The organism is Sphaerisporangium melleum, assembly GCF_014646695.1.
Lineage (GTDB): Bacteria > Actinomycetota > Actinomycetes > Streptosporangiales > Streptosporangiaceae > Sphaerisporangium > Sphaerisporangium melleum.
In genome coordinates this window covers 70,739-92,732 of record NZ_BMNT01000010.1, presented here as the reverse complement: position 1 = coordinate 92,732, position 21,994 = coordinate 70,739, and the positions used below count along the sequence as shown (strand labels likewise).

The 21,994-nt window shown below is 73.2% G+C and carries 19 protein-coding genes; 9 read left to right on the top strand and 10 right to left on the bottom strand.

Translation table 11 applies throughout. The annotated features are described in order from the left end of the window. Positions 1-151: 151 nt before the first annotated feature. On the top strand, positions 152-1,273 hold the full coding sequence (locus IEY93_RS10795) for a UDP-N-acetylmuramate dehydrogenase (protein ID WP_189162861.1): 1,122 nt from the start codon (positions 152-154) through the stop codon (positions 1,271-1,273). 85 nt (positions 1,274-1,358) lie between these two features. On the opposite strand, the gene IEY93_RS10790 is transcribed toward IEY93_RS10795, so the two are convergent. The 3 genes from IEY93_RS10790 to IEY93_RS10780 all read right to left on the bottom strand — a co-directional run bounded on the left by IEY93_RS10790 (position 1,359) and on the right by IEY93_RS10780 (position 5,423). After that, entirely contained in the window at positions 1,359-1,925 is a 567-nt protein-coding gene (locus IEY93_RS10790) for a TMEM165/GDT1 family protein (RefSeq protein ID WP_189162860.1), read from the bottom strand. A 244-nt stretch (positions 1,926-2,169) separates the two neighbouring features. Further along, positions 2,170-5,031: a helix-turn-helix transcriptional regulator gene (locus IEY93_RS10785; protein WP_229691035.1), complete on the bottom strand. Its 2,862-nt coding sequence runs from the start codon at positions 5,029-5,031 to the stop codon at positions 2,170-2,172. A 218-nt stretch (positions 5,032-5,249) separates the two neighbouring features. After that, positions 5,250-5,423 carry a hypothetical protein gene (locus IEY93_RS10780; RefSeq protein ID WP_189162858.1) on the bottom strand — a complete coding sequence of 58 codons (174 nt, stop codon included), beginning with the start codon at positions 5,421-5,423 and terminating at the stop codon, positions 5,250-5,252. 240 nt (positions 5,424-5,663) lie between these two features. Between IEY93_RS10780 and deoC the strand changes: the two genes are divergently transcribed. Genes deoC through IEY93_RS10760 form a run of 4 tightly spaced genes read left to right on the top strand, consistent with a single transcriptional unit; the run spans position 5,664 to position 9,160 of the window. Then, positions 5,664-6,626, top strand: coding sequence for a deoxyribose-phosphate aldolase (deoC, locus tag IEY93_RS10775; RefSeq protein WP_189162953.1), 963 nt, complete (start codon positions 5,664-5,666; stop codon positions 6,624-6,626). 9 nt (positions 6,627-6,635) lie between these two features. Next, positions 6,636-8,096: an aldehyde dehydrogenase family protein gene (locus IEY93_RS10770; RefSeq protein ID WP_203968272.1), complete on the top strand. Its 1,461-nt coding sequence runs from the start codon at positions 6,636-6,638 to the stop codon at positions 8,094-8,096. Beyond that, positions 8,089-8,298: a hypothetical protein gene (locus tag IEY93_RS10765; RefSeq protein ID WP_189162856.1), complete on the top strand. Its 210-nt coding sequence runs from the start codon at positions 8,089-8,091 to the stop codon at positions 8,296-8,298. The genes IEY93_RS10770 and IEY93_RS10765 overlap by 8 nt, the downstream gene beginning before the upstream one ends. Then, positions 8,291-9,160 (top strand): aldehyde dehydrogenase family protein, encoded by an 870-nt coding sequence (locus tag IEY93_RS10760; RefSeq protein WP_189162855.1) that lies wholly within the window; start codon positions 8,291-8,293, stop codon positions 9,158-9,160. The genes IEY93_RS10765 and IEY93_RS10760 overlap by 8 nt, the downstream gene beginning before the upstream one ends. Before the next feature lie 155 nt (positions 9,161-9,315). Here the strand turns inward: IEY93_RS10760 and IEY93_RS10755 are convergent, their stop codons facing one another. Beyond that, positions 9,316-11,961, bottom strand: a complete 2,646-nt coding sequence (locus IEY93_RS10755) for an ATP-dependent RNA helicase (protein WP_189162854.1) — start codon at positions 11,959-11,961, stop codon at positions 9,316-9,318. Positions 11,962-12,148: 187 nt separating this feature from the next. Then, positions 12,149-12,727, bottom strand: coding sequence for an LURP-one-related family protein (locus IEY93_RS10750; protein ID WP_229691034.1), 579 nt, complete (start codon positions 12,725-12,727; stop codon positions 12,149-12,151). 150 nt (positions 12,728-12,877) lie between these two features. Here IEY93_RS10750 and IEY93_RS10745 point away from each other — a divergent pair, with 150 nt between their 5' ends. Then, positions 12,878-13,087: a PspC domain-containing protein gene (locus IEY93_RS10745; protein WP_189162853.1), complete on the top strand. Its 210-nt coding sequence runs from the start codon at positions 12,878-12,880 to the stop codon at positions 13,085-13,087. A 169-nt stretch (positions 13,088-13,256) separates the two neighbouring features. Then, positions 13,257-13,916, top strand: a complete 660-nt coding sequence (lipB, locus tag IEY93_RS10740) for a lipoyl(octanoyl) transferase LipB (protein WP_229691033.1) — start codon at positions 13,257-13,259, stop codon at positions 13,914-13,916. A gap of 128 nt (positions 13,917-14,044) precedes the next feature. On the opposite strand, the gene IEY93_RS10735 is transcribed toward lipB, so the two are convergent. Then, positions 14,045-15,595, bottom strand: coding sequence for an amino acid permease (locus IEY93_RS10735; protein WP_189162851.1), 1,551 nt, complete (start codon positions 15,593-15,595; stop codon positions 14,045-14,047). 128 nt (positions 15,596-15,723) lie between these two features. Next, complete coding sequence (locus tag IEY93_RS10730; protein WP_189162850.1) at positions 15,724-16,713, bottom strand: phosphotransferase; 990 nt, start codon at positions 16,711-16,713, stop codon at positions 15,724-15,726. A 71-nt stretch (positions 16,714-16,784) separates the two neighbouring features. Between IEY93_RS10730 and IEY93_RS10725 the strand changes: the two genes are divergently transcribed. Beyond that, positions 16,785-19,247 carry a GcvT family protein gene (locus IEY93_RS10725; RefSeq protein WP_189162849.1) on the top strand — a complete coding sequence of 821 codons (2,463 nt, stop codon included), beginning with the start codon at positions 16,785-16,787 and terminating at the stop codon, positions 19,245-19,247. Between the two features lie 74 nt (positions 19,248-19,321). On the opposite strand, the gene IEY93_RS10720 is transcribed toward IEY93_RS10725, so the two are convergent. Beyond that, the gene (locus IEY93_RS10720; RefSeq protein WP_189162848.1) at positions 19,322-19,861 is read right to left on the bottom strand and encodes an SRPBCC family protein; all 540 of its coding nucleotides are present in this window, start codon (positions 19,859-19,861) and stop codon (positions 19,322-19,324) included. Next, positions 19,861-20,178, bottom strand: a complete 318-nt coding sequence (locus IEY93_RS10715) for an ArsR/SmtB family transcription factor (protein WP_268241548.1) — start codon at positions 20,176-20,178, stop codon at positions 19,861-19,863. The genes IEY93_RS10720 and IEY93_RS10715 overlap by 1 nt, the downstream gene beginning before the upstream one ends. Positions 20,179-20,653: 475 nt before the next feature. Here IEY93_RS10715 and IEY93_RS10710 point away from each other — a divergent pair, with 475 nt between their 5' ends. Then, the gene (locus IEY93_RS10710) at positions 20,654-21,016 is read left to right on the top strand and encodes a peptidase inhibitor family I36 protein (protein ID WP_189162846.1); all 363 of its coding nucleotides are present in this window, start codon (positions 20,654-20,656) and stop codon (positions 21,014-21,016) included. A 34-nt stretch (positions 21,017-21,050) separates the two neighbouring features. Here IEY93_RS10710 and IEY93_RS10705 read toward each other — a convergent pair whose 3' ends face one another. Next, complete coding sequence (locus IEY93_RS10705; RefSeq protein WP_189162845.1) at positions 21,051-21,938, bottom strand: sugar kinase; 888 nt, start codon at positions 21,936-21,938, stop codon at positions 21,051-21,053. Between the last annotated feature and the right edge of the window lie 56 nt (positions 21,939-21,994).

Here is a 21,994-nt window from a genome sequence, read left to right as displayed (position 1 = left end):
ATGAGCGACCTCGGCGCGGGGGTGCCGATTCTGCGGCGCCGGCGCGGCCGGGGGGCAGCCGGGTGTGGTGGGGCGGGCGGGGGTGGCCGTTAGGCTGATGCCCGGCGCGCGGCCGGCGCGCGCCGCTTTGGCAGGTCCGGGGAAAAGACGCATGGCTGACCGACTGGCAGGTGTACGGCTGGCGCCGTTCACGACGTTGAGAGTGGGCGGGCGGGCCCGCGCCTTCGCCGAGGCCGCCACCGCGGACGAGCTCGTCGCGCTGGTGGCCGCGGCCGACCGGGACGGCGAGCCGGTGCTGGTCCTCGGCGGCGGGAGCAACGTGCTCATCTCCGACGAGGGGTTCGACGGCCTGGTGGTGCGGGTCGGCTCGCGCGGCGTCGCCGTCCGGGACGAGGGCGACCGCGTCGTGGTCACCGCCCAGGCGGGGGAGGACTGGGACGCGCTGGTCACCCGGGCCGTCGCCGAGGGCTGGTCGGGCGTCGAGTGCCTGTCCGGCATCCCGGGCCTGGTCGGCTCGACCCCGATCCAGAACGTCGGCGCGTACGGGCAGGACGTCTCGCAGACGGTGACCGGGGTGCGCGTCTACGACCGCCGCGCCGGCGAGGTGCTCGACCTGGACGCCGCCGAGTGCGGGTTCGCCTACCGGCACAGCGCCTTCAAGGCCGATCTCGCGCGTTATGTGGTGCTCGCCGTCACCTACACGCTGGAGAAGTCCGGCACGTCCCGGCCGGTCGCCTACCAGGAGCTGGCGGGCAGGCTGGGCGTCAAGCCCGGCGACCGGGTCACCCTGCACGAGGCCCGGCACGCCGTGCTGGAGCTGCGCCGCGGCAAGGGCATGGTGCTGGACGCCGCCGACCCCGACACCTGCAGCGCCGGGTCGTTCTTCACCAACCCGGTGCTGGACGCCGGCCAGGCGGCCGACCTGGACCGCCGGGCCCCCGGGTTCCCCCGGCATGAGATGCCGGACGGTGCGGTCAAGGTGCCGGCCGCGTGGCTGATCGAGCACGCGGGCTTCGCCAAGGGGTACGGGCGCGGCCCGGCCCGCATCTCCACCAAGCACACGCTCGCGCTGACCAACCCCGGGGGCCACGCGGTGACCGGCTTCCCCGCCGACCCGGAGGAGGTCGCGCTCGGCGTACCGCACCGGGCGCCGCACCACGGGGCGACGGCGGCCGACCTGCTGGCGCTCGCCCGGGAGGTCCGGGACGGCGTCGAGGCCAAGTTCGGCGTCACCCTGGTCACCGAGCCCATCCTGGTGGGCCTGCACCTCTGAGACACCCGGCTTCGGCAGGGTGCGTGATCGTTCGAGCGGCCGGGCGCGCGTTCGATCACGCACCCGGCCGGCTGCGACGGTTCGGTCAGAGGAGGGCTTCGGCGAGCAGGAGAACGCCGAAGACGGCGAAGGCGGCGGCGGCACCGTAGCGGATGACCTTCTCGGGGAGGTGCCGGCCGAGCATCCGGCCGACGACGATGGCCAGCGCGTCGGCGGCCACCATGCCGACGGTCGAGCCGATCCAGGTGCCGAACCAGCCGTGCTGGGTGGCCAGGGTGATGGTGGCGAGCATGGTCTTGTCGCCGAGCTCGCTCAGGAAGAACGCCACGGTGACCGCGATCAGCGCGCTGCGGGTGGCGCGGTCGGCCTTGCGGGACTCCTCCTCGCTCAGTTCGTCACCGCGCAGCGTCCACAGCGCGAAGCCGAGGAACGCCACACCTGCCACCACCGCGATGGCGGTGGTGGGGAGCGCGTCCCCGATGAGACCGCCGAGCCCGACGCTCAGCAGGTGGACCACGGCGGTCGCCAGGGTGATGCCGGCCAGCACCGGCAGCGGCTTGAACCGGGTGGCGAACGTCATGGCCATGAGCTGGCTCTTGTCGCCCAGCTCGGCGACGAAGATGACGCCGAGACTGATCCAGAATGCTTCCACGTGGGGGTCGCCCTTCCCTCTCCGCGCGACCGGGGTGGAAGCGGCACCGGGGATCTCCGTGGCACGACGCTTCGGCCCGGTCGCGTGCTCGCACACGACAACGGGCCGAAGGTCTCGTCCGCCCCGGAGGACCGAGGCCCGCGCGACCGGGCTTACGCCAGCATGTCGACCACGCGGTTGGGACTACTCCCCTTCGGTGTTCGCCCCACCCTACCCGAGGCCCCCGGGTGCGCCTCCACCCCCGTCAGGCGAACAGGGAGAGGCGGTGGGCCGCCGCGGCGGCCTCGCCCCGGGTGGTGACGCCGAGTTTGCCGAGGATGTTGGAGACGTGCACGCTCACGGTCTTCGCCGAGATGAACAGCTCGCCCGCGATGTCGCGGTTGGACCGGCCGAGGGTGACCAGCCGGAGCACCTCCAGCTCGCGGGGCGTCAGGTCGGCGGCGGCGTCCGGGCGGTCTTCGGTGGGGGCGCCGGTGACCGTCGCGCCGACCCGGCGGGCCAGTGCCTCGATCTCGCCGAGCAGCGGCCGGGCGCCGAGGGCGAGGGCGATCGGGTGGGCCGTACGCAGCCGCGCCGCGGCCCCCTCCCGGTCACCGGCCTTGGCGCGGGCCGCGGCGGCCTGGGTGAGCGACCGGGCCCGGGGGTACGGGCGTCCCAGGCGCTCCCACGCCTCGGCGGCGGCGTCGTGCTCGCCGGTGGTCATCAGCCCGAACGCGTCGGTCACCGGCCCGTCGGACCGCATGACGGCGAACAGCTCCTCGGCCCGGCTCCACACCGCGCGCGCCCGTTCGGGGTCGCCCCCGGCGGCCACCTCGCAGGCCAGCCGGGCCTGTGCCATGAACTGCCGGCCGAGCATCGCGTTGCTGAAGTGCGGCGTGCCGGCCGCCCCCAGCATCGTCTCGACCTCGTCGAGGGCCTTGGCCGGCCGGCCGCGCAGCAGGTGCAGCTCGACGTGCAGCCGCAGGTTGATCAGCCACTCCTGGGCGTACTCTTCGCGTTCGTTCTGCAGGGCGCCGACCTCGGCGATGATGCGCTCCAGCAGCTCCACCTCACCACGCCCGGCGGCGATCTGCCCGCGCAGGCGGCGCAGGTGGCCGCGGACCTTCGGGATCGGCTCGAGGACCAGAGCCGACTCGATGACCTCGACGGCCTCCTCCCAGCGGCCGAGGGCCTCCAGCGCCTCGGCCCGGTTGTTGGCGATGAACGTGCCGTTCACCCGGTAGCGGCCGTACTGCCTGGCCAGCGTCTCCCCCTCCAGCGCGAGGGCCACGGCCTCCTCGGAGCGGCCGAGGTTGTTCAGCGCGTCGACCTTGTTGCCGAGCGCGCGCAGGACGGTGCGCTGCGCGCCGACGCCGGCGGCGATCTCCTTGGCCCGATCGTTCGTGCGCAGCGCGCCGATCATGTCGCCGTCCAGCGACTGGCCGAGGGCGAGGTTGATGAGCAGCTCGGCCTCCATGCAGGAGTCGCCGAGGTCGCGGACGATGTGCAGCGCCTCCTCGGTGACCGCGGTGCCCTCGGCGGTCGCGTTGCTGAACATCAGGAACATGCCGAGCCGCCCGAGCACCTGGGCGCGGACGGCACCCGGCGCGGGTACGAGGCGTTCGGCGTACCGCAGGTCGGGCATCGCGCCGCGCCGGCCGCGGTCGAGGGTGAGCTGCGCTTTGCGCACGAGCAGGGCCGCGACCCGTTCCGGCTCGGTGGTCTCGTCCAGCTCGGCGAGGGCGCCCTTGACGAACTTCATGCTGCGCTCGGTCTCGCCGCTGATGATGGCGGCCTCCGAGGCGAGCTCCAGCACCCGGACATGGTCGGCGCCGATGCGCTCGGCGGCGTCCGGGACGCGGTCCCAGAGGGAGAGCACGCGCTCCAGGAGCTGCACCTGCTCGGTGTAGGCGAACGCGCAGGCGGCCTGGGCGGCGGCCTCCCAGGCGGAGATGAGCGCCCAGAGGCTGTCGCGGGCGGAGTACCAGTGGTGGGCGATCTCGATGGCCGCCCGCCCGGGCGGGACGAGAGCGCGGTCGCGGTCGATCACCTCGGCGAATCGGGCGTGGATCCGGTTGTGTTCGCCGGGGAGCATCTCCTCGTGGACGGCCTCGCGGATCAGCGCGTGCCGGAAGACGTACGCCCGTCCGTCCACCTGCATGACGTTGCCGGCGATCGCGGGGCGCAGGGCGTTCTCCAGGTCCACGTCGGACAGCTCGGTGACCGCGGCGAGCAGTTCGTGGCCGACGCGGTTGCCGCCGGCCGACGCGATGCGCAGGACCCGCTGGGTGTCCTCGGGGAGCCGTTCCACCGAGCCGAGGATAAGATCCTGCAGCGAGTCGGGGACGGAGGAGTCGTCGTCGCGTTCCATCAGCGCCTCGACGAACAGCGGAATGCCCTCGCTGCGCTGGTAGACCCGGCGGACCAGGGCCGTCTCGGGTTCACCGCCGAGGATGCCGGCGATCTGCGCGGCGACCTCGCTCTCGCTGAGGCGGGGCAACTCGACGCGGGCGACCCCTTCCAGGCGGCTCAGCTCGGCGAGCACCGGGCGCAGCGGGTGCTGGCGGTGCAGCTCGTCCGAGCGGTACGTCATGATGATCAGTACCGGCGCGGCCCGCAGGTTGCGGCTGAGGAAGGCGATCAGGTCGCGGGTCGACCGGTCGGCCCAGTGGATGTCCTCGATGGTCAGGATGACCGGCCGCCGCTCCGCGAGGCGTTCGAGCAGGGTGAGGAACTGTTCGAAGAGCCGCGCCCGGCCGGTCTCGGTCTCGCGTTCACCGCTGGGCTCGCCGAACTCGGGCAGCAGCCGGGCCAGATCGCGGGCGGCGCCCTCGGGGAGCAGGGCGGCGACGTCGGCCGCGCCCATCTCCCGGACGAGCTGGCGCAGGGCCGCGGTGAACGGCGCGTAGGCCAGGCCCTCGGTGGACAGCTCCACGCAGCCGCCGGCCAGGACGTGCGCGCCGGTGCAGGCGGCTTCCTCGGTGAAGCGGCAGACCAGGCGGGTCTTGCCCCCGCCGGCCTCGCCGCCGACCAGGACGGCGGACGCCGACTGCTTACGCGCCTGCTCGAACGCCTCGGACAGCGTTCGCAGCTCCGCGTTCCGCCCCACGAAGACGGGGCTCACCATCCGGCCCACCATGTCCGCCAGCATTTCATGCCCTCTGACATCTTTCGTACTGCTTTTCGAGGTCGCTTCTCACGGTGGCTTCGATGCCCGGCCGGGAGGGAGGCTCCGGCCGGGCATCGGGTGGACGGGTTTCAGCCTGGCGTGGTGGCGTGGCTCCGGTCCGCCTCCGTACCCCACGTGGGGCCGGGCCGGGCCGGCGCCGCCGTGACCGGGGCGGGTCACGACAGGCGCAGCTTGCCGAAGGCGGCGCGCAGGCGGTGCTGCGAGGTGTCGCGTCCGGAGGCCGTCTGCCGGCCGGAGGCGGCCTCACGGACGCGGCGGCGCTCGTCGGCCTCGCCGTGCAGTTCGGCCACGCGGTGCTGGATGAGCTGGTAGTGAAGTTCGGGAGCCATCTCGGCGTCTCCTTTGGTGTCTGGTCTTTTCCGACACCTCTAGATTCCGGCTAAGGCGGCCCCCGGCACATCGGGCGAAAGCCTTATCTCTCCGCCCCGGGCGGCCCGGCGAGCGCCTAAGCCCCCTACGCCCGCCTTAGGCCCGCCCGCCCCGCCTTAGGCCGCCATTCAGGGGTCGCCGGCCGGAGTTCCCGGTTTGGAACAATCAGGCCGGTCGGCGATGCTGGGAAGGTGTCAACACTGACGACCTCGCCCGCGGAGATCGCGTCGTCGAACGCGTCCCTGCGGGCATTCCTGCACGGCCTGCCCGGCGTCGATCGCGTGGGCGCCGACCAGCGCGCCGCGATGCTCGGCACCCGTTCCATCAAGACCACCGCCAAGGCCCAGGCCATCGACCTGGCCATCTCCATGGTCGATCTGACCACGCTGGAGGGGGCCGACACCCCGGGCAAGGTGCGCGCTCTGTGCGCCAAGGCCGTCCGTCCCGACCCCGGCGACCCCTCTGTCCCCAAGGTCGCCGCGGTGTGCGTCTACCCCGACCTGGTCGAGCGCGCCGTGGACGCGCTCGCGGGCTCCGGAGTGAAGGTCGCGAGCGTGGCCACCGCGTTCCCCAGCGGCCGATCGTTCCTGGACGTCAAGGTGGCCGACACCCGGCAGGCCGTCCAGGCCGGCGCCGACGAGATCGACATGGTGATCGACCGCGGCGCGTTCCTGGCCGGTGACTACCGCAAGGTGTACGACGAGATCGTCGCGATCAGACAAGCCTGCGCCCGGGACGCCGCCTCCGGCGGGGAGGACGCCCACCTGAAGGTCATCCTGGAGACCGGCGAGCTCGCGACCTACGACAACGTCCGGCGCGCCTCCTGGCTCGCGATGCTGGCCGGCGCCGACTTCATCAAGACCTCCACCGGCAAGGTCTCCCCGGCCGCCACCCTCCCGGTCACGATGGTCATGCTGGAGGCCGTGCGCGACTTCCGCGACCGGACCGGGCGCGTGGTCGGCGTGAAGCCCGCCGGTGGCATCCGCACCACCAAGGACGCCATCAAGCACCTCGTGCTGGTCAACGAGACCGCGGGCGACGACTGGCTGACCCCGTCGCTGTTCCGGCTCGGCGCGTCCAGCCTGCTCAACGACCTGCTGATGCAGCGCCAGAAGATGACCACCGGGCGGTACGCCGGCCCCGACTACTTCACCCTCGACTGAGGCAGGCGGATCATGTTCGAATACGCACCCGCGCCCGAGTCGCGCGACATCGTGGACATCCGCCCGTCCTATGGCCTGTTCGTCAACGGCGAATGGGTCGACTCCCTGGGGGACGAGCGGGCCAAGACCATCAACCCGGCCAGCGAGGAGGTCCTCGCCGAGTTCGCCATGGCGGACGACGCCGACGTCGACCGTGCCGTCGCCGCGGCCCGCAAGGCGTACGAGTCGGTCTGGGGACGCCTCCCCGGCCGCGAGCGCGCCAAGTACCTGTTCCGCATCGCCCGCATCATCCAGGAACGGGCGCGTGAACTGGCCGTGCTGGAGTCCCTGGACAACGGCAAGCCGATCCGCGAGTCCCGCGACGTCGACCTTCCCCTGGTCGCCGCGCACTTCTTCTACTACGCCGGCTGGGCCGACAAGCTGGCCTACGCCGGGTTCGGCCGCCGCACCGCCGACGGCGCGGGCTTCGCCGACCCGCGCCCGCTCGGCGTCGCCGCCCAGGTCATCCCGTGGAACTTCCCGCTGCTGATGCTCGCCTGGAAGGTCGCGCCCGCGCTGGCCTGCGGTAACACCGTGGTGCTCAAGCCGGCCGAGACCACGCCGCTCACCGCGCTGGCGTTCGCCGAGATCTGCCGCCAGGCCGACCTGCCGCCCGGCGTGGTGAACATCGTGACCGGCGCCGGGGCCACCGGGGCCGCGCTCGTCGCCCACCCGGACGTGAACAAGGTCGCCTTCACCGGGTCCACCGAGGTCGGACGGCAGATCGCCCGCACCGTCGCCGGGACCGGCAAGAAGCTCACCCTGGAGCTCGGCGGCAAGGCGGCCAACATCGTCTTCGACGACGCCCCGCTCGACCAGGCCGTCGAGGGCATCGTCAACGGCATCTTCTTCAACCAGGGCCACGTCTGCTGCGCGGGCTCCCGGCTGCTGGTGCAGGAGTCGATCGAGGAGGAGCTGCTCGCCGCCCTCAAGCGGCGCCTGGGCACGCTGCGCCTCGGCGACCCGCTGGACAAGAACACCGACATCGGCGCGATCAACTCGGCCGCCCAGCTCGACAAGATCAAGGAGCTGAGCGAGGCGGGTGAGCAGGAGGGCGCCGAGCGCTGGTCCCCGCCCTGCCCGCTCCCGGACAAGGGCTTCTGGTTCCCGCCGACGCTGTTCACCGGCGTCGCCCAGTCGCACCGCATCGCCCGTGAGGAGATCTTCGGCCCGGTGCTGTCCGTCCTCACCTTCCGCACGCCGGCCGAGGCGGTGGAGAAGGCCAACAACACCCCCTACGGCCTGTCCGCCGGGGTGTGGACCGAGAAGGGCTCGCGCATCCTGTGGATGGCCGAGCGGCTGCGGGCCGGAGTGGTCTGGTCCAACACCTTCAACCGCTTCGACCCCACCTCGCCCTTCGGCGGGTACAAGGAGTCCGGTTACGGTCGCGAGGGCGGAGTGCACGGATTGGAGGCGTACCTCGATGTCTGACCCCTGCGAGCACCGCCGCCGGCCGCGCCGGGCCCGCCGCGCGCAGATCACCCGCGGGCACGCCCACGCCCGCGCCGGCCGTACGACCACGACCGCCCGCCAGGGCTGGTTCGCCCACCGCTGCGGAGTGAGCCGCTGCCGGCAGGTCCTCCTGCCGGTGCGGCTGTGGCAGGAAGAGATGACCTGGAGAGGCGATGACTGAGCCCGGCAGGCTCACCGTGCGCAAGACGTACAAGCTGTACATCGGCGGGGCGTTCCCGCGTTCGGAGAGCGGAAGGTCCTACCCGGTGACCTCCTCCAAGGGCGACTTCCTCGCCAACGCCGCGCTGGCCTCGCGCAAGGACGCCCGCGACGCGGTCATCGCCGCCCGCAAGGCGTTCCCCGGCTGGTCCGGCGCGACCGCCTACAACCGCGGGCAGATCCTCTACCGCATCGCCGAGATGCTGGAGGGGCGGCGCGCGCAGTTCGCCGACGAGGTGGCCGCGGCCGACGGGGTGTCGGCGCGCAAGGCCGGCGAGCTGGTCGACGCCGCCGTGGACCGGCTGGTCTGGTACGCGGGCTGGTCGGACAAGATCGGGGCGATCCGGGGGTCGGCGAACCCGGTGGCCGGGCCGTACCTCAACCTCTCCACCGCCGAGCCGGTCGGGGTGGTCGCGGTGGCCGCGCCGCCGGAGGGCCCGCTGCTCGGCCTGATCTCGGTGATCGCGCCGGTGATCGTCACCGGCAACACCTGCGTGGTCGTGGCCTCCGAGCGGGCGCCGCTGCCCGCGGTCACCCTGGCCGAGGCGCTGGCGACCTCCGACCTGCCGGGCGGCGTGGTCAACCTGCTCACCGGCAGGCTCGGCGAGCTCGCGCCGTGGCTGGCGTCCCACATGGACGTCAACGCGCTGGACCTGACCGGCTGCCCCGACGACCTCGCGCTCTCCTGCGAGCAGGCCGCCGCCGAGAACCTCAAGCGCGTCTTCCGCCCCTCCGGCAAGCCCGACTGGCTCGCCGACCCCGGCACCGCCCGCCTCACCGCCTTCCTGGAGACCAAAACCGTCTGGCACCCCATCGGCGTGTGACCCCCGCCCTCCGGAGGCGGCGCCGGACGTTCGTAACGTGCGACCCCGCCCTCCGGAGACACCGGACGACCTCGGAGAGGGAGCTTCGGCCGGGGATGGCGGCACCGGACGTGCCGCCCTCCTCGGCCAGGGCCGCCTGGACGCACCCGCCCGGGTCAGCGTTGCGGGCGGCGGTTGGTCCTTCGGGTGGGGGCGGCGGTGAGCGGGTCCTCGGGCCAGGGGTGTTTCGGGTAGCGGCCGCGTAGTTCGGCGCGGACGGCGCGGTAGCCCTCGCGCCAGAAGGACGCGAGGTCGCCGGTCACCGCCGCCGGGCGGCCCGCCGGGGAGAGCAGGTGGACGACGAGGGGCACCCCGGCGACCTGCGGCGCGGCCTGCCAGCCGAACAGCTCCTGGAGTTTGGCGGCCAGCACCGGCCGGTCGCCCGAGTAGTCCACCCGGATGCGGGACCCACTTGGCACGGTGACCCGCTCCGGGGCCACCTCGTCCAGGCGCAGGTGCCAGGGCAGCAGCCGTCGCAGTGCCGCCGCCACGTCCACCCGCGCGAGGTCGGCCCGGCGGCGCAGGCGCGGGAGGTCGAGCCAGGCGGGCGCGGCCTCGACCAGGGCGGCGTCGGAGACGTCCGGCCAGGGGTCGCCGAGGACCCGGTGGCAGAACGCCATGCGCTCGCGCAGCGCGACGGCCTCCGGAGTCCAGCGCAGCAGGGACAGGCCCTCCGCGCGCAGGCCGGCCACGATCGCCTCGCTGACGTCGGCGTCCGGGAGCGGGACGGCGGCCAGCTCGACCGCGCCGAGCCGCTCGACCCGCCGGGCCACCACGTCCCCCTCCCAGCGGACCTCCTCCTCGACCCGGTGGAACGGCGCCGCGGCGTGCCGTGCCACGTCCTCGTCGATCACGACGGCCTGGCGCACCCGGGCCGAGGCCGAGCCGGTCGGGCGGTCGGCCACCGCGATGGCCAGCCACTCGGCCGCGCCGAGCCGGGAGTCCGGCGGGAGCGTGGCGGCGGTCCCGGACACCATCAGGTACCCACCGCCGGGACGCCGCCTGGCCACCCGCTCGGGGTAGGCCAGCGCCACCACCAGCCCCGCCACCGCGTCATCCGCATCCGCCACGCTCAGGTGGCGGCCCGGCTCGCGTACGACCATCGCCCGCCCGCCGGTCCGGCCGGCGCCTGCGCCCGTACGCTCGGTGCCTTGTCCTGCGCCCGTACGCTCGGTGCCTTGTCCTGTGCCCGTGCGCTCGGCGTCTGTGTCCGTGGCCGGGTGTCCGGCGCCTGGGCGTGTGCTCGCGCTAGCGCGGGAGGGGTCCTTGCCGGCCGTTTGCGCGTCTGCCCGGGCGGCGGACTGGGCGAGGCGGCGGGTCTCGCGGCGCCAGGCGGGGGCGTCGCCGCGCCTGGCCTCGCGCCACACGGCCACCAGGTCGTCCGAGGCGGACCGCGGCAGGTCCTCCGACAGCAGGGCCACCACCTCGGCGGCTCGCGGCGGCCCGTCCAGCAGGGCACGGGCCAGCCGGGGGTGGACGCCGGCCTCGGCCATCCGGCGTCCCCGCTCGGTGACGCGCCCGTCGGCGAGCGCGCCGAGCGCGTGCAGCGTACGCAGGGCCACGGCCATGGAGGCGGCCGGCGGCGGGTCGAGCAGCGCGAGCCCGGAGGCGTCCGGCGTCCCCCAGCAGGCGGCCTGCAGCGCGAACGCGGTCAGGTCGGCCAGGGCGATCTCGGGCCGGGCCTGGTCGGGCAGCCGCGCGTGCTCGGCCTCCGGCCAGCAGCGGTACACCGTGCCCGGCGCTTCACGTCCCGCGCGCCCGGCCCGCTGCTCGGCGGACGCCTTGGACACCCGCACCGTGGTCAGCGCCCCCAGGCCGCGTCCGTGGTCGGTGCGCGGCTCGCGTGCCAGCCCCGAGTCGACCACGATCCGCACTCCGGGGACGGTCAGGCTGGACTCGGCCACCGAGGTGGCCAGGATGACCCTCCGGCGCGGCCCGGCCGACAGCACGGCGTCCAGCCCTTCGGCCCGCCCGTGGGCGCGCAGCAGGTCGACTCCGGCGGGCAGGTGCCCGGCCAGCGCGGCGGCCACCCGCTCGATCTCGCCGACGCCCGGCAGGAAGCACAGCGCGTCGCCTTCCCGTTCGGCCAGGGCCCGGCGGACCACCGCGGCCACGTGGGCGAGCAGGGCCGGGTCGACGCGCATGCCGTGCGGCGGGGTCACCGGGCGCTGCGGCGGCGCCCACACCACCTGGACGGGGTGCGAGGTGCCCGAGGCGCGGACGACGGGCGCGTCCGACAGCAGGCGGGACCAGGGCCCGGTGTCGGCGGTCGCCGAGGCGGCCAGCAGCCGAAGGTCCGGCCGCAGGGTGGCCCGGACGTCCAGCAGGAACGCGAGCGCGGTGTCGGCGTCCAGGTGACGTTCGTGGCACTCGTCGACGAGCACGGCGTCGACGCCGTCCAGGTCGGGGTCGCGTTGCAGCCGCTGGAGCAGTACGCCGGTCGTCATGACCTGCACCAGCCGGCCGGGCCGGTGCTCGCCGCGGACGGTGAACCCGACCTCCTCGCCGACCCGCGAGCCGAGCAGCCAGGCCATGCGCCGGGCCGCCGCCCGCGTCGCGACCCGCCTCGGCTCGGCCACGATCACCCGCCGCGGCGGCCCGCCGTCCACCAGGCCGGCCAGGGCGAGCGGCACCAGGGTCGTCTTGCCGGTGCCGGGCGGCGCGGCCAGCACCGCGCCGCCGGCGGCCTCCAGCGCCGCGCGCAACTCGGGCAGTGCCTGGCGGACGGGCAGGTCGCCCGCGCGCGACTCCTCCACGGTCATGTATCGAGCTTGCCGCACCCGCCGAGTGCCGGGCACCGGCCGGTCGCGCGTGCCGCACCCCGGTGGAGTGCCGGACACCGTTCGGCGGGCCGCGGCTCGCGTCAGCGCGGAGTGGACGCGGCCGCCGTCGTGGTGGTTCAGCGCCTGATCTGGTAGTGGGCCGTGCTCATCGGGGAGGCGCGGGAGGTCAGCGGGCCTGGAGGGCGTCCAGGGCGACGGCCATGGCGATGATCAGCCGGCGGTCCAGGCGAGGGTCCTGGATGTCCACCATGTACCGGTCGCGCAGGCCGTACTTGCGGTCCACCGAGAACGCGATCTGCGCTCCCGCGCCGAAGTCGAAGTGGTAGGGCAGCCAGGACAGCGAGTCGACGAACCGGCGCAGGATGCTGACCAGCACGTTGCGCTCCTGCCCGGTGAGCGTCGGCAGGCCGGGCTGCTGGAAGTGCCAGGTGGAGCGCAGCAGCGAGGCGGCGAACTCCTTGCGGAAGAAGCCGATCGGCTGGCCGGCGTGGTCGACGACGTCGTACCCGCTGCCGAGGTCGAGCACCTTGCGGGCCTTGAACCCGGCCAGGACGTACTGCCGGGAATCGTCGGTGTACAGGGTGACCTGTTCCTTGAACGCCATGCGCTTCTGCTCGGCGAAGGCCACCATGGGGCCCTCGGACCCGTCGGGCATCTCGATATGGACCACGTAGCGGTTCACCATCATGGTGATCTTCTGGCGAACGAGCAGGCGGCGCTGGGCCTGCAGGGTCGGGAGGTCCACGGTGCTACTCCATTGTCAGGGGATTGCCACCTTAAAGCCTGGCGGATCAGCGGAACGTGTGCGTGGCCGTGGCGTGACGAATGCCGGTCCCGGAACCGGGCAGGAGTCTCGATCGTTGGTCAAGTAACGAAGATCGGGGGAGGAGATCTCATGTACAGATCGAGGAAGCATAAGATCATCGCCGGCGTCTGTGGCGGCCTGGCGGACAAGTGGGGCGTGCCGCCCACCCTGGTGCGCCTGCTCTTCATCCTGTCGTGCATCCTGCCCGGCCCGCAGTTCGTGATCTACATCATCATGTGGGCGATCGTGCCGAAGGCGCCGTCCGCCCACGACCAGTGGTCCTCTACGGCACACTACTGACCGACGGCGGCCCGGCCGCCCGGTTCCCGCCGGACGCGCCGGTCCGTTCTTTCCGGCCCCCACGCGAGCCGCCGCTGATGAGCGTGACGGCCCGCGTGCCGGCGGACAGGCAGGTCAGCGGCGGCTCCGGGATGCGGGTCGTCCCGTTGTGGGACGTATGCTCGGAGTCGTGAGCGAACGAACCGTACGTGCGCGGCCGCTGGCCCTGATCCACGATGAGCTCGTCGACTACGAGCAGGCCATGGACCGCATGAACGACCTGGTCGCCGCGCGGCAGCGCGACGAGCTGCCGGACACCCTGTGGCTGCTCAGCCATCCGCAGGTGTTCACGGCCACCAAGCGCACCGCCGCCGAGCATCTGCCCGACCCCTCGCACGGCATCCCCGTCGTGCTCACCGGCCGCGGAGGCCAGCTGACCTACCACGGGCCCGGCCAGCTCGTCGGCTACCTCATCGTCAAGCTGCGCCCGGACGAGGGCGTGGTGGACTACGTCCGCGAGGTCGAGCTGCGGCTGGTCGAGGCGCTGGAGAAGCTCGGCCTGCCCGCCGAGCGACGGGAGACCCCGCCGGGTTCGGAGCTGCTCACCGGGGTCTGGACGCGCGAGACCGGCCGCAAGATCGCCTCGATCGGCATGCGGGCCGGCCGGGGTGTGACCAGCCACGGTTTCGCGCTGAACGTGGACGGCGACCTCGACCCCTGGCACTTCGCCGTGGCCTGCGGCATGCCGGACGTCGACATGACCTCCCTGGCCCGTGAGCTGGCCGAGCCGCCGTCGATGGGGCACGTCCGCCGGGTGGTGGCCGAGGCCTTCGAGGTCACCCCCGCCTGATCCGAGCCACCGGGCCGGCCCGATCGGCGGACCCGGTGGCCGCCGGACGGGCCCGATGCGGCTGGATGGGCAGGGGGTGACGGGCCGCCTCGCCCCCGGCGCGCAGGCCGGAACGAGGCGGCGCCGGGTCAGACGACCGGTTCGTCGAGGGGGACCTCGTCGACGGTGCGGCGCGGGCCGGTGAACCAGTGACGGGCCGACAGCGTCCACCACAGGGCGATGCCCAGCAGGACGGCGCCGACCGCGATCGGGGCGTAGTTGACCGAGGTCCAGGTGAAGTCCGGCGAGCCCGGCACGCCGGCCGGGCTGATCGGCATGACGAAGTACACCGAGATGATGGCGATCTCGATGACCGCGATCCAGCCGAACAGCTTGTACCTGCCGCCGAGCGTCCACGGGCCGGGCCGGAAGGCGGCGCCCATGCGCAGCCGCAGCCAGATCGGGATGAGGAAGGCCAGGTAGAGCCCGATCACCGCGATGGACACCACGGCAAGGAAGGCCACCGGGGTGGTGGTCCCGGCCGGCGCGTACAGCGCGGGCAGGGTGATCAGCAGGGCGACGGCGCAGCCGGCGATGATCGCGTTGACCGGGGTCCGGTTGCGGTCGACGCGCGACCACAGGCGCCAGCCGGGGACGGCGCCGTCCCGCGAGAAGGCGTAGGTCATGCGGGACATCGAGGTCACGCAGCTCATGCCGCAGAAGAACTGCCCGATCGTCGAGATGCCGAAGATCACCGTGGCCAGGCCCGGGGTCAGCGACGAGGTGAAGATCGCCCCGACGAATCCGGCCTCCTTGTTCACGGCGTCCACGTCGGTCGCGGCGAACAGGAAGGCGAGCAGCAGCACCCAGCCGCCGATGGCCGAGTAGAAGATCGACCGCCACAGTCCCTTGGCGGCCGACATGGCGGCTCCGTGCGTCTCCTCCGACACGTGGGCGCACGCGTCGAACCCGGTGATCGTGTACTGGGTGAGCAGGAAGCCCAGCGGCAGCACGTACAGCCAGAACGACGGCCCCGAGGTGCCCGAGCCGAAGCCGGAGTTGTTGAACTGCTCGAACAGGAATCCGACGCTCTGGTGCTCGGACGGCCCGAAGATCAGGATCAGCACGACCGCCGCCGCGCCGAACACGTGCCACCAGACCGAGATGTTCTGCAGCAGCGAGATCAGCCGGTGGCTGAAGATGTTGATCAGCGCGTGCAGCACCAGGACCACCGCGAACAGCAGGAACGTCTGCTGCAGCGGGTCGCCGCTCGCCCAGCTCTCACTGAACCGGCCGATGGTGATGTTCAGGAACGTCGCGCAGCCGTAGTCCACCGACGCGGTGACCGCGATCAGCCCGATCAGGTTAAGCCAGCCGGTGAACCAGCCGTGGACCGGTCTGCCGAGCTTGGCGGCCCACCAGTAGATGCCGCCGGCCGTCGGGTAGGCCGAGACCAGCTCGGACATGCACAAGCCGATGATGAGGATGAACGCCGAGATCAGCGGCCAGCCGATCGAGATGGCGATCGGCCCGCCGTTGTTCCACGCCTGGCTGAAGGTCGTGAAGCAGCCGGCCAGGATGGAGATGATCGAGAACGAGATCGCGAAGTTGGAGAAGCCGCTCCAGCTTCGCGAGAGCTCCTGCTTGTATCCGAGCTCGGCGAGGCGTCTGGCGTCGTCGTCGAGATGGGGCTGGGCCATCTGGCCTCCTTGGATGGCGCGGGTGGTGCCGTGGTGCGATGCGACGAGGGTGAGCCGAGAGAACGAGAGAACGGACGGAGAGGCGACGGGATCGGGGAGGAGCAGCGGGGGGAGCGGCCGGCGCGGGATCAGGCAGGGGATGAGGGCGGGGCGGGGCCGGGCGGCATGCGGACGAAGGGCGCGCCGGCCCCGCCCGTCCGGTGCCGCCCGCCCCGGACGTCGTCGATGAGCCGGCCGAACCCCGGATCGTCGAGATCACGGACGGCCTGCGCGAACTTGTCGGCGGCCTCGGCCTCGTAGTCGAAGTCGGCCGCCGCGGCGTGCTCGGCGAGCAGGCCGTGGTGGACGCTGAACCACAGCGTCCAGGTGAGGTTGGACATGATCAGATTGAGCCGGACTCTTGCCGCGGGAGTCTCGTCCCCGAAATAGGCCCGCGTCAAGCACCCGACCATGTCCGGGTCGTAGTCGGCCTCGGCGGCGATGTCGCCGAGCTCGAAGGCCGGGTCGTTGTTGCCGGAGAGCTGGTAGTCCACGATGCGGACCCGCGAGCCGTCGAAGATGAAGTTCTCCGGCAGCAGGTCGTTGTGGCACGGCACGTCCGGCAACGGCCGCGCGGCCAGCGCGGTCTCGATCGCGGCGACGGCGGGCAGCCGGTCCTGGTAGCCGTCCGGGATGGGCAGGTCGTGGGCGCGGCAGAGCCCCAGCAGCTCCTCCAGCTTCCGGAAGATCGAGAAGTCGGTGGCGAAGCGCGGCCCGGCGTGCAGGCGGCGGCAGGCGGTCGCGATGCGCCCGGCCATCTCCGGGTCGCGCACCGCCGCGGCGTCCAGCGTGACGCCGTCGATGTACTCCAGCAGGATCGCGCCGGGCAGCCGGAGCAGCACCCGGGCGCCGACCCCGGTCTGCGCGGCCCGGGTCGTGTTCACGATCTCCAGGTCCAGCGGGATGCCGAGCCCGGCGGCCGAGACGCGCGGGTCCAGGATGCGCAGCAGCCAGCGCTCGCCGGTCTCGGCCTCGACGCGCACGATGCGGTGGCTCAGCCCGCCCTTGATCTGGGTAGGGGTGATCGGCCGGCCCGCCCAGGCCGCGACGAGTTCGAGGGCCGAGCCGAGGTCTGGCACGCGTGCCTCCTTTGGTCTACCTTCAGACCATTGATCCGATTGTCCGGGCCAGGTGTTACACGGGGGTACCAATGGTGAAACTTCCCGCCGAGGCACGGGCGGTGGTCATCGGTGGTGGCGTCGCCGGGTGCAGCGTGGCCTACCACCTGGCACGACTCGGCTGGACCGATGTCATCCTCCTCGAACGGCACGGCCTCACGGAAGGCACCACGTGGCACTCGGCCGGATTCGTCGGCCAGCTCAGGTCCACCGTCACCCAGACCCGCATGATCATGTACTCGGCGGGGCTGTACCCGGAACTGCGCGAGCTGACCGGCCTGGACCCGGGCTGGCACGGAGTGGGCGGCCTGCGGCTGGCCACCACCGCCGAGCGGCAGGAGGAACTGCTGCGCCAGGCGGGCGCCGCCGAGACGTACGGGCTGGACATGGCGCTGGTCTCGGCGCGCGAGGCCGGCGACATGCTGCCGTTGATGCAGGTCGGCGACGTGCGCGCCGCGCTGTGGCTGCCCGGCGACGGCTGGCTGGACCCGGCGAGCCTCGCCCGCGCCCTCGCCGCCGGCGCGGAGAAGCTCGGCGCGCGCATCGTGACCGGGGCCGAGGTCACCGGGTTCGACGTACGGGACGGGCGGGTGCGCGGGGTGCTCGTGGGCGAGCAGGTCATCGCCACCGAGACCGTGGTGAACGCGGCGGGCGCGGCGGCCGGGCGGCTCGGCCGGCTGGCCGGCGCGGACGTCCCCATCGTGCCGATCAAGCACCAGTACGTCGTCACCCGGCCGTTCGGGGTGCCGTCCTCGGCGCCGACGGTCCGTGACCCGGACAACATCGTCTACTTCCGGGAGCAGGACGGCGGCATCCTCGTCGGCGGGTACATCCGCGACCCGCAGGTGTGGGACGCCGCCGCGCCGCTGGCCGAGCCGCGCACGCTGTTCGCGCCGGACATGGCGAAGTTCCGCGAGTCGTGGCAGTCGGCCGTGCGCAGACTCCCTGCGCTGCGGGACGTCACCGGCGAAGGGCCGCAGGGGGCCGCCGGGGAGGACCCGGCGGCGTTCGCCAAGGTCGTGCACGGCCCGGAGGCGTTCACCCCGGACGGTGAGTTCCTGCTGGGCGAGACCGCGGTCGCGGGCCTGTGGGTCGCGGCCGGCTTCTGCGTCCACGGGCTCGCGGCGGCGGGCGGCGTGGGCAAGGTCATGGCCGAGTGGATCGTGGACGGCACGCCCGAGTACGACGTGTTCGGCATGGACGTGCGCCGGTTCGGCGCGCACGCGCGCAGCGCGCGGTGGGCCCGGGCCAAGGCGCTCGACTCCTACAGCAAGTACTACGACGTGGTGTACCCCGGCGAGGAACGCACCGCCGCCCGCCCGCTGCGCCGCTCACCGGCCTGGGTGCGGCACGCCGGGCTCGGCGCCGCGTTCGGCGAGAAGTCCGGCTGGGAACGCGTCAACTGGTTCGCCACCAACGAAGCTACGAGCGCGGCCTCCGGTACGAGTGCGGGCTGGGGGGAGGAGTTCCGGCCGGTGGGGTGGGCGGGGAGGTTCTGGTCGCCCGCGATCCGGGCCGAGTGCCTGGCCACCCGTGACGCCGCGGCCCTGTTCGACCAGACCTCCTTCGCCAAACTGGAGATCACCGGGCTGGCGGGACTCCAGCGGGTGTGCGCGGGCGACCTGGACCGGCCGGTCGGCTCGGTCGTGTACACCCAGATGCTCAACGAGCGCGGCGGCATCGAGGCCGACGTGACCGTCACCCGGCTGGGCGCCGACCGGTTCCGCATGGTGACCGGGACGGCGTTCGGCGTGCACGACGCGGCCTGGCTGCGCCGCCACGGCCTGGACGTGCGGGACGTCACCTCGGCCTACGCCTGCTACTGCCTGTGGGGGCCGAAGGCGCTGGACATCCTCGGCGGGCTGAGCGACGACGACCTGACCTTCGGCTACCTGCGGGCCAGGGAGATCGCGGTCGCCGGCGTGCCGGTGCTCGCCCAGCGGGTGACCTTCGCCGGCGAGTTCGGCTGGGAGCTGTACTGCCCGTCGGAGTACGGCCTGACGCTGTGGGACGTGCTGATGGAGGCCGGCGCGCCGCACGGCATGCGCCCGGCGGGTTACCGCGCGCTCGACTGCCTCCGGCTGGAGAAGGGGTACCGCGTCTGGGGGCTGGACATCACCCCCGAGACGACCCCGCTGGAGGCCGGGCTCGGCTTCGCGGTCGCGGCGGGCAAGGACTTCCTCGGCCGGAGCGCGCTGACGCCCCCGAAACGCACGCTGCGCTGCCTCGTGCTCGCCGACCCCCGCCAGGTCTGCCTGGGCGGGGAGCCGGTGCGGGTGGACGGCGTCCCCGCGTCCCGGGTCACCAGCGGCGGGTACGGCCACCGGGTGGACCGCTCGATCGCCTACACCTACCTGCCGGTGACCGATGACGGGCCGGACGCCCTCGGCGCGGTGGAGGTCGGCGTCAACGGCGGCTGGGTGGCCGCGCAGGTCGTCGCCGAGCCGGTCTACGACCCGGGCAACACGCGCGTACGGCGCCTCCCCGGATCGTGAGAGACCGTCCCGGTCCCCGGCACGGCGCGTGCGCGGGGAGTTCGATCATGCGGATGCCATGACCTGGCGTTTCGTCAGTCCGCCGCGGGCGGGGAGTCGTCGGTCATCCCGGGGACGGGAGCTCCGGACGGCAGGCCGGCGGCCAGATAGGCGTCGTAGTACGGCCGCCACGGGGCGGCGGTGGCACTGTGCGGCCCCTCGGCCTGCGCTCCGGCGACGTGCCGGTCCAGTTCGTTGAGGCAGACGCTCCAGCCGGCCGCGTTGCGCGCGGCGGTGTCGGCCTCGCCGAGCACGTTGACCAGGGTCAGCCGGCACCGGCCTTCGCCGAGCGGCTCCAGCTCGAAGTGCAACTCGTCCTCGAACCAGGTGAAGGCCAGGCGCCGTGGCGGCTCGAACGCCACGATGGTGCCGGTCGACGGCTCCATGTGGGGATCGCCGGCGAAGCTGATCTTCCCGCCCGCGTGGGGTTCGAGCTCGACGGCGGAGGGGAACCAGTGGGCCAGCCCTTCCGGCGTCGCGACGGCCGTCCAGACCTTGCCGATCGGGTGGTCGTAGGTGCGCTCGAAGCGGACGGCCGGGCGGCCCTGGTGCTCGATGTAGGTGCCGAGATCCATCACGTCTCCTCGTTCGTGGTGTCCAGGTGGTGCCCGAGCGCGTCGAGGCGGTCGTTCCACAGCCGCCGGTAGGGGGCGAGCCAGGCGTCGAGGCCGGCCAGCGGCGCGGGGTCCAGGCGGTAGACCCGCCGCTGCGCGTCCGGTGTGACCCGTACGAGGCCGGCGTCGCGCAGCACGCGCAGGTGCTTGGAGGTGGCCGGCTGGGACAGGCGCAGCCCTTCGGCCAACTCGCCGACGGTGCGCGGGCGTTCGCGCAGCAGGTCGAGCATCGCGCGGCGGTGCGAATCGATCAGTACGGACCACACGACATCGGGCACATCACCGAATATGCCGCATGCGGTATATGTCTGGCAAGGCATATACGCAGCTGGCCGACTGAGGCGCAATGATCGATCGTGATCGGCGGAACGATTCCGCTCCACGAGTGCCGCCTGCGAAGGAAAGTTTCACACGTGGCCAGGGCGGTCGGCGCCGCTGCCACCAGAGACGTGCGAAGCGGCGTGGCGGAGCTTGACCGGCCCGGGCCGTGATGAGTTGATGCGGAAGAACACCGGCTGCGCGTGGGAGCGGAGCCCGCAGGCGGGACGGCGGAGCCACGCCCGGCCGTCCCGCCCGCCGGCCGCCGATTTCCGGCGCCGCACCGGCCCGACGGCGCTCGTGCGAGGGGGCCGCCCTGTACGTGGTGCCAGCCGCGGACACGGCACGTCCCGACGGGGGCCGGTGGATGACGCGGTGCACGGTCTACGCGATCGGGCACCGTTCGATCGGTATCCGAAGAAGGGGTGATCGGAAATGTCGGTACGCCGAGGCGCGCGTCTGGTCTCACTCGCCGCGCTCGCGGGGGCGGCGGCGCTGTCGCTCGCGCCCCAGACGGCGCGGGCCGCCGTGGAGGACTGCAAGCCCGGCTCCATCTGCGCGTGGAGCGGCTACAACTACACCGGCACGATGACCTACCTGTCGCCGGGATCGGGATGCGTGCGGCCGCCGTTCCCGATCTTGTCGATCAAGAACACCTTCGGCTCGCCCGGCATCCCCGCGGTCGCCGCCGTGTACGGGTCGGCCGGCTGCACGGGCCCCATCATCGGCGGGGTGGGCGCCGGAGCCGGCATCCCGTTCCTGCCGCAGCCCGGGGTCAGCGTCTTCCTGGCCTGGTGACCCGCCCCCGGTGCGTCAAGGACCGCCCTTCCGGTCAGAAGGTGAGCGGGGGGAGTTCCGAGCGGGTGGGCAGCCCTTGCCAGGGGCTGGGGCTGGCCACGGTGAACGCCGCGAGGGCGGCGCCGCGGCGCAGCCGGTCGGTCGGATGCAGCTCTTCGAGCATCCCGCTGAGGTAGCCCGCGACGAAGGCGCCGCCCGCGCCCACCGGGTCGACCACGGTCACCGGGGCGGCCTGGGCGTCGTAGCGCATGCCGCTGACGGTCGCGCTCGCGCCCTTGCCGCCTCGGGTGACCACCAGCTCGCGGACCGTTCCAATGGCCGGCTCGATGAGCTGCAGCTCGTCCTGGTTGGCGAACAGGACGTCCGCGCCGGTGGCCAGCTCGGTGAGCGCCTCGACGGCCTCCTGGCGGTCCACCCATAGCTGGGGACGGTGGTTGACGTCCACGGAGACCGTGACGCCGGCCTCCCGGGCCAGCTTGATCGCATGGTGGGCCGCGCTCCACGCGGTGCCGCTGAGCGCGGGCGTGACGCCGGTGATGTGCAGCACCTTGGCCGCCTGTACGGCGCGCGCCGGGATGTCGCCCGGGCCGAGCCTGGAGCCGGCCGAGCCGCCGCGGTAGTGGACGACGTGCCCCACCCGGCCGATGCGCCGCTGCCGGACCACCAGCCCGGTGGGGGCGGCGGGGTCGATCTGCGCGCAGGAGATGTCCACCCCCTCGCCGCGCAGCACGGTGATGACGCGGGCGCCGAGCTCGTCGTCGCCGACCCGGCCGAGCCAGGTCACGGCGTGGCCCAGCCGGGCCAGGCCCACGGCGGCGGTGAACTCGGCGCCGGCGACGTCGAGGCGCACCTCGGAGTCGTGCCGGAGCCGGTCGGCCGAGACGACGCCGAGCGCCTCGCCGAGCGTGAATACCTCGGTCATCTGGTGATCTTTCAGATCGGGCGGCATGCCGATCCGCCGCCGATGGCGGAAAGCAT

Coding starts and splice junctions, on each gene's coding strand:
- IEY93_RS10720 (WP_189162848.1), bottom strand. CDS start 19,861: ATGGATCTCGGCACCTACATCGAGCACCAGGGCCGCCCGGCCGTCCGC.
- IEY93_RS10710 (WP_189162846.1), top strand. CDS start 20,654: ATGTCGGTACGCCGAGGCGCGCGTCTGGTCTCACTCGCCGCGCTCGCG.
- IEY93_RS10735 (WP_189162851.1), bottom strand. CDS start 15,595: ATGGCCCAGCCCCATCTCGACGACGACGCCAGACGCCTCGCCGAGCTC.
- IEY93_RS10760 (WP_189162855.1), top strand. CDS start 8,291: ATGACTGAGCCCGGCAGGCTCACCGTGCGCAAGACGTACAAGCTGTAC.
- IEY93_RS10795 (WP_189162861.1), top strand. CDS start 152: ATGGCTGACCGACTGGCAGGTGTACGGCTGGCGCCGTTCACGACGTTG.
- IEY93_RS10755 (WP_189162854.1), bottom strand. CDS start 11,961: ATGACCGTGGAGGAGTCGCGCGCGGGCGACCTGCCCGTCCGCCAGGCA.
- IEY93_RS10780 (WP_189162858.1), bottom strand. CDS start 5,423: ATGGCTCCCGAACTTCACTACCAGCTCATCCAGCACCGCGTGGCCGAA.
- IEY93_RS10785 (WP_229691035.1), bottom strand. CDS start 5,031: ATGGTGAGCCCCGTCTTCGTGGGGCGGAACGCGGAGCTGCGAACGCTG.
- IEY93_RS10745 (WP_189162853.1), top strand. CDS start 12,878: ATGTACAGATCGAGGAAGCATAAGATCATCGCCGGCGTCTGTGGCGGC.
- IEY93_RS10725 (WP_189162849.1), top strand. CDS start 16,785: ATGGTGAAACTTCCCGCCGAGGCACGGGCGGTGGTCATCGGTGGTGGC.
- IEY93_RS10765 (WP_189162856.1), top strand. CDS start 8,089: ATGTCTGACCCCTGCGAGCACCGCCGCCGGCCGCGCCGGGCCCGCCGC.
- IEY93_RS10705 (WP_189162845.1), bottom strand. CDS start 21,938: ATGACCGAGGTATTCACGCTCGGCGAGGCGCTCGGCGTCGTCTCGGCC.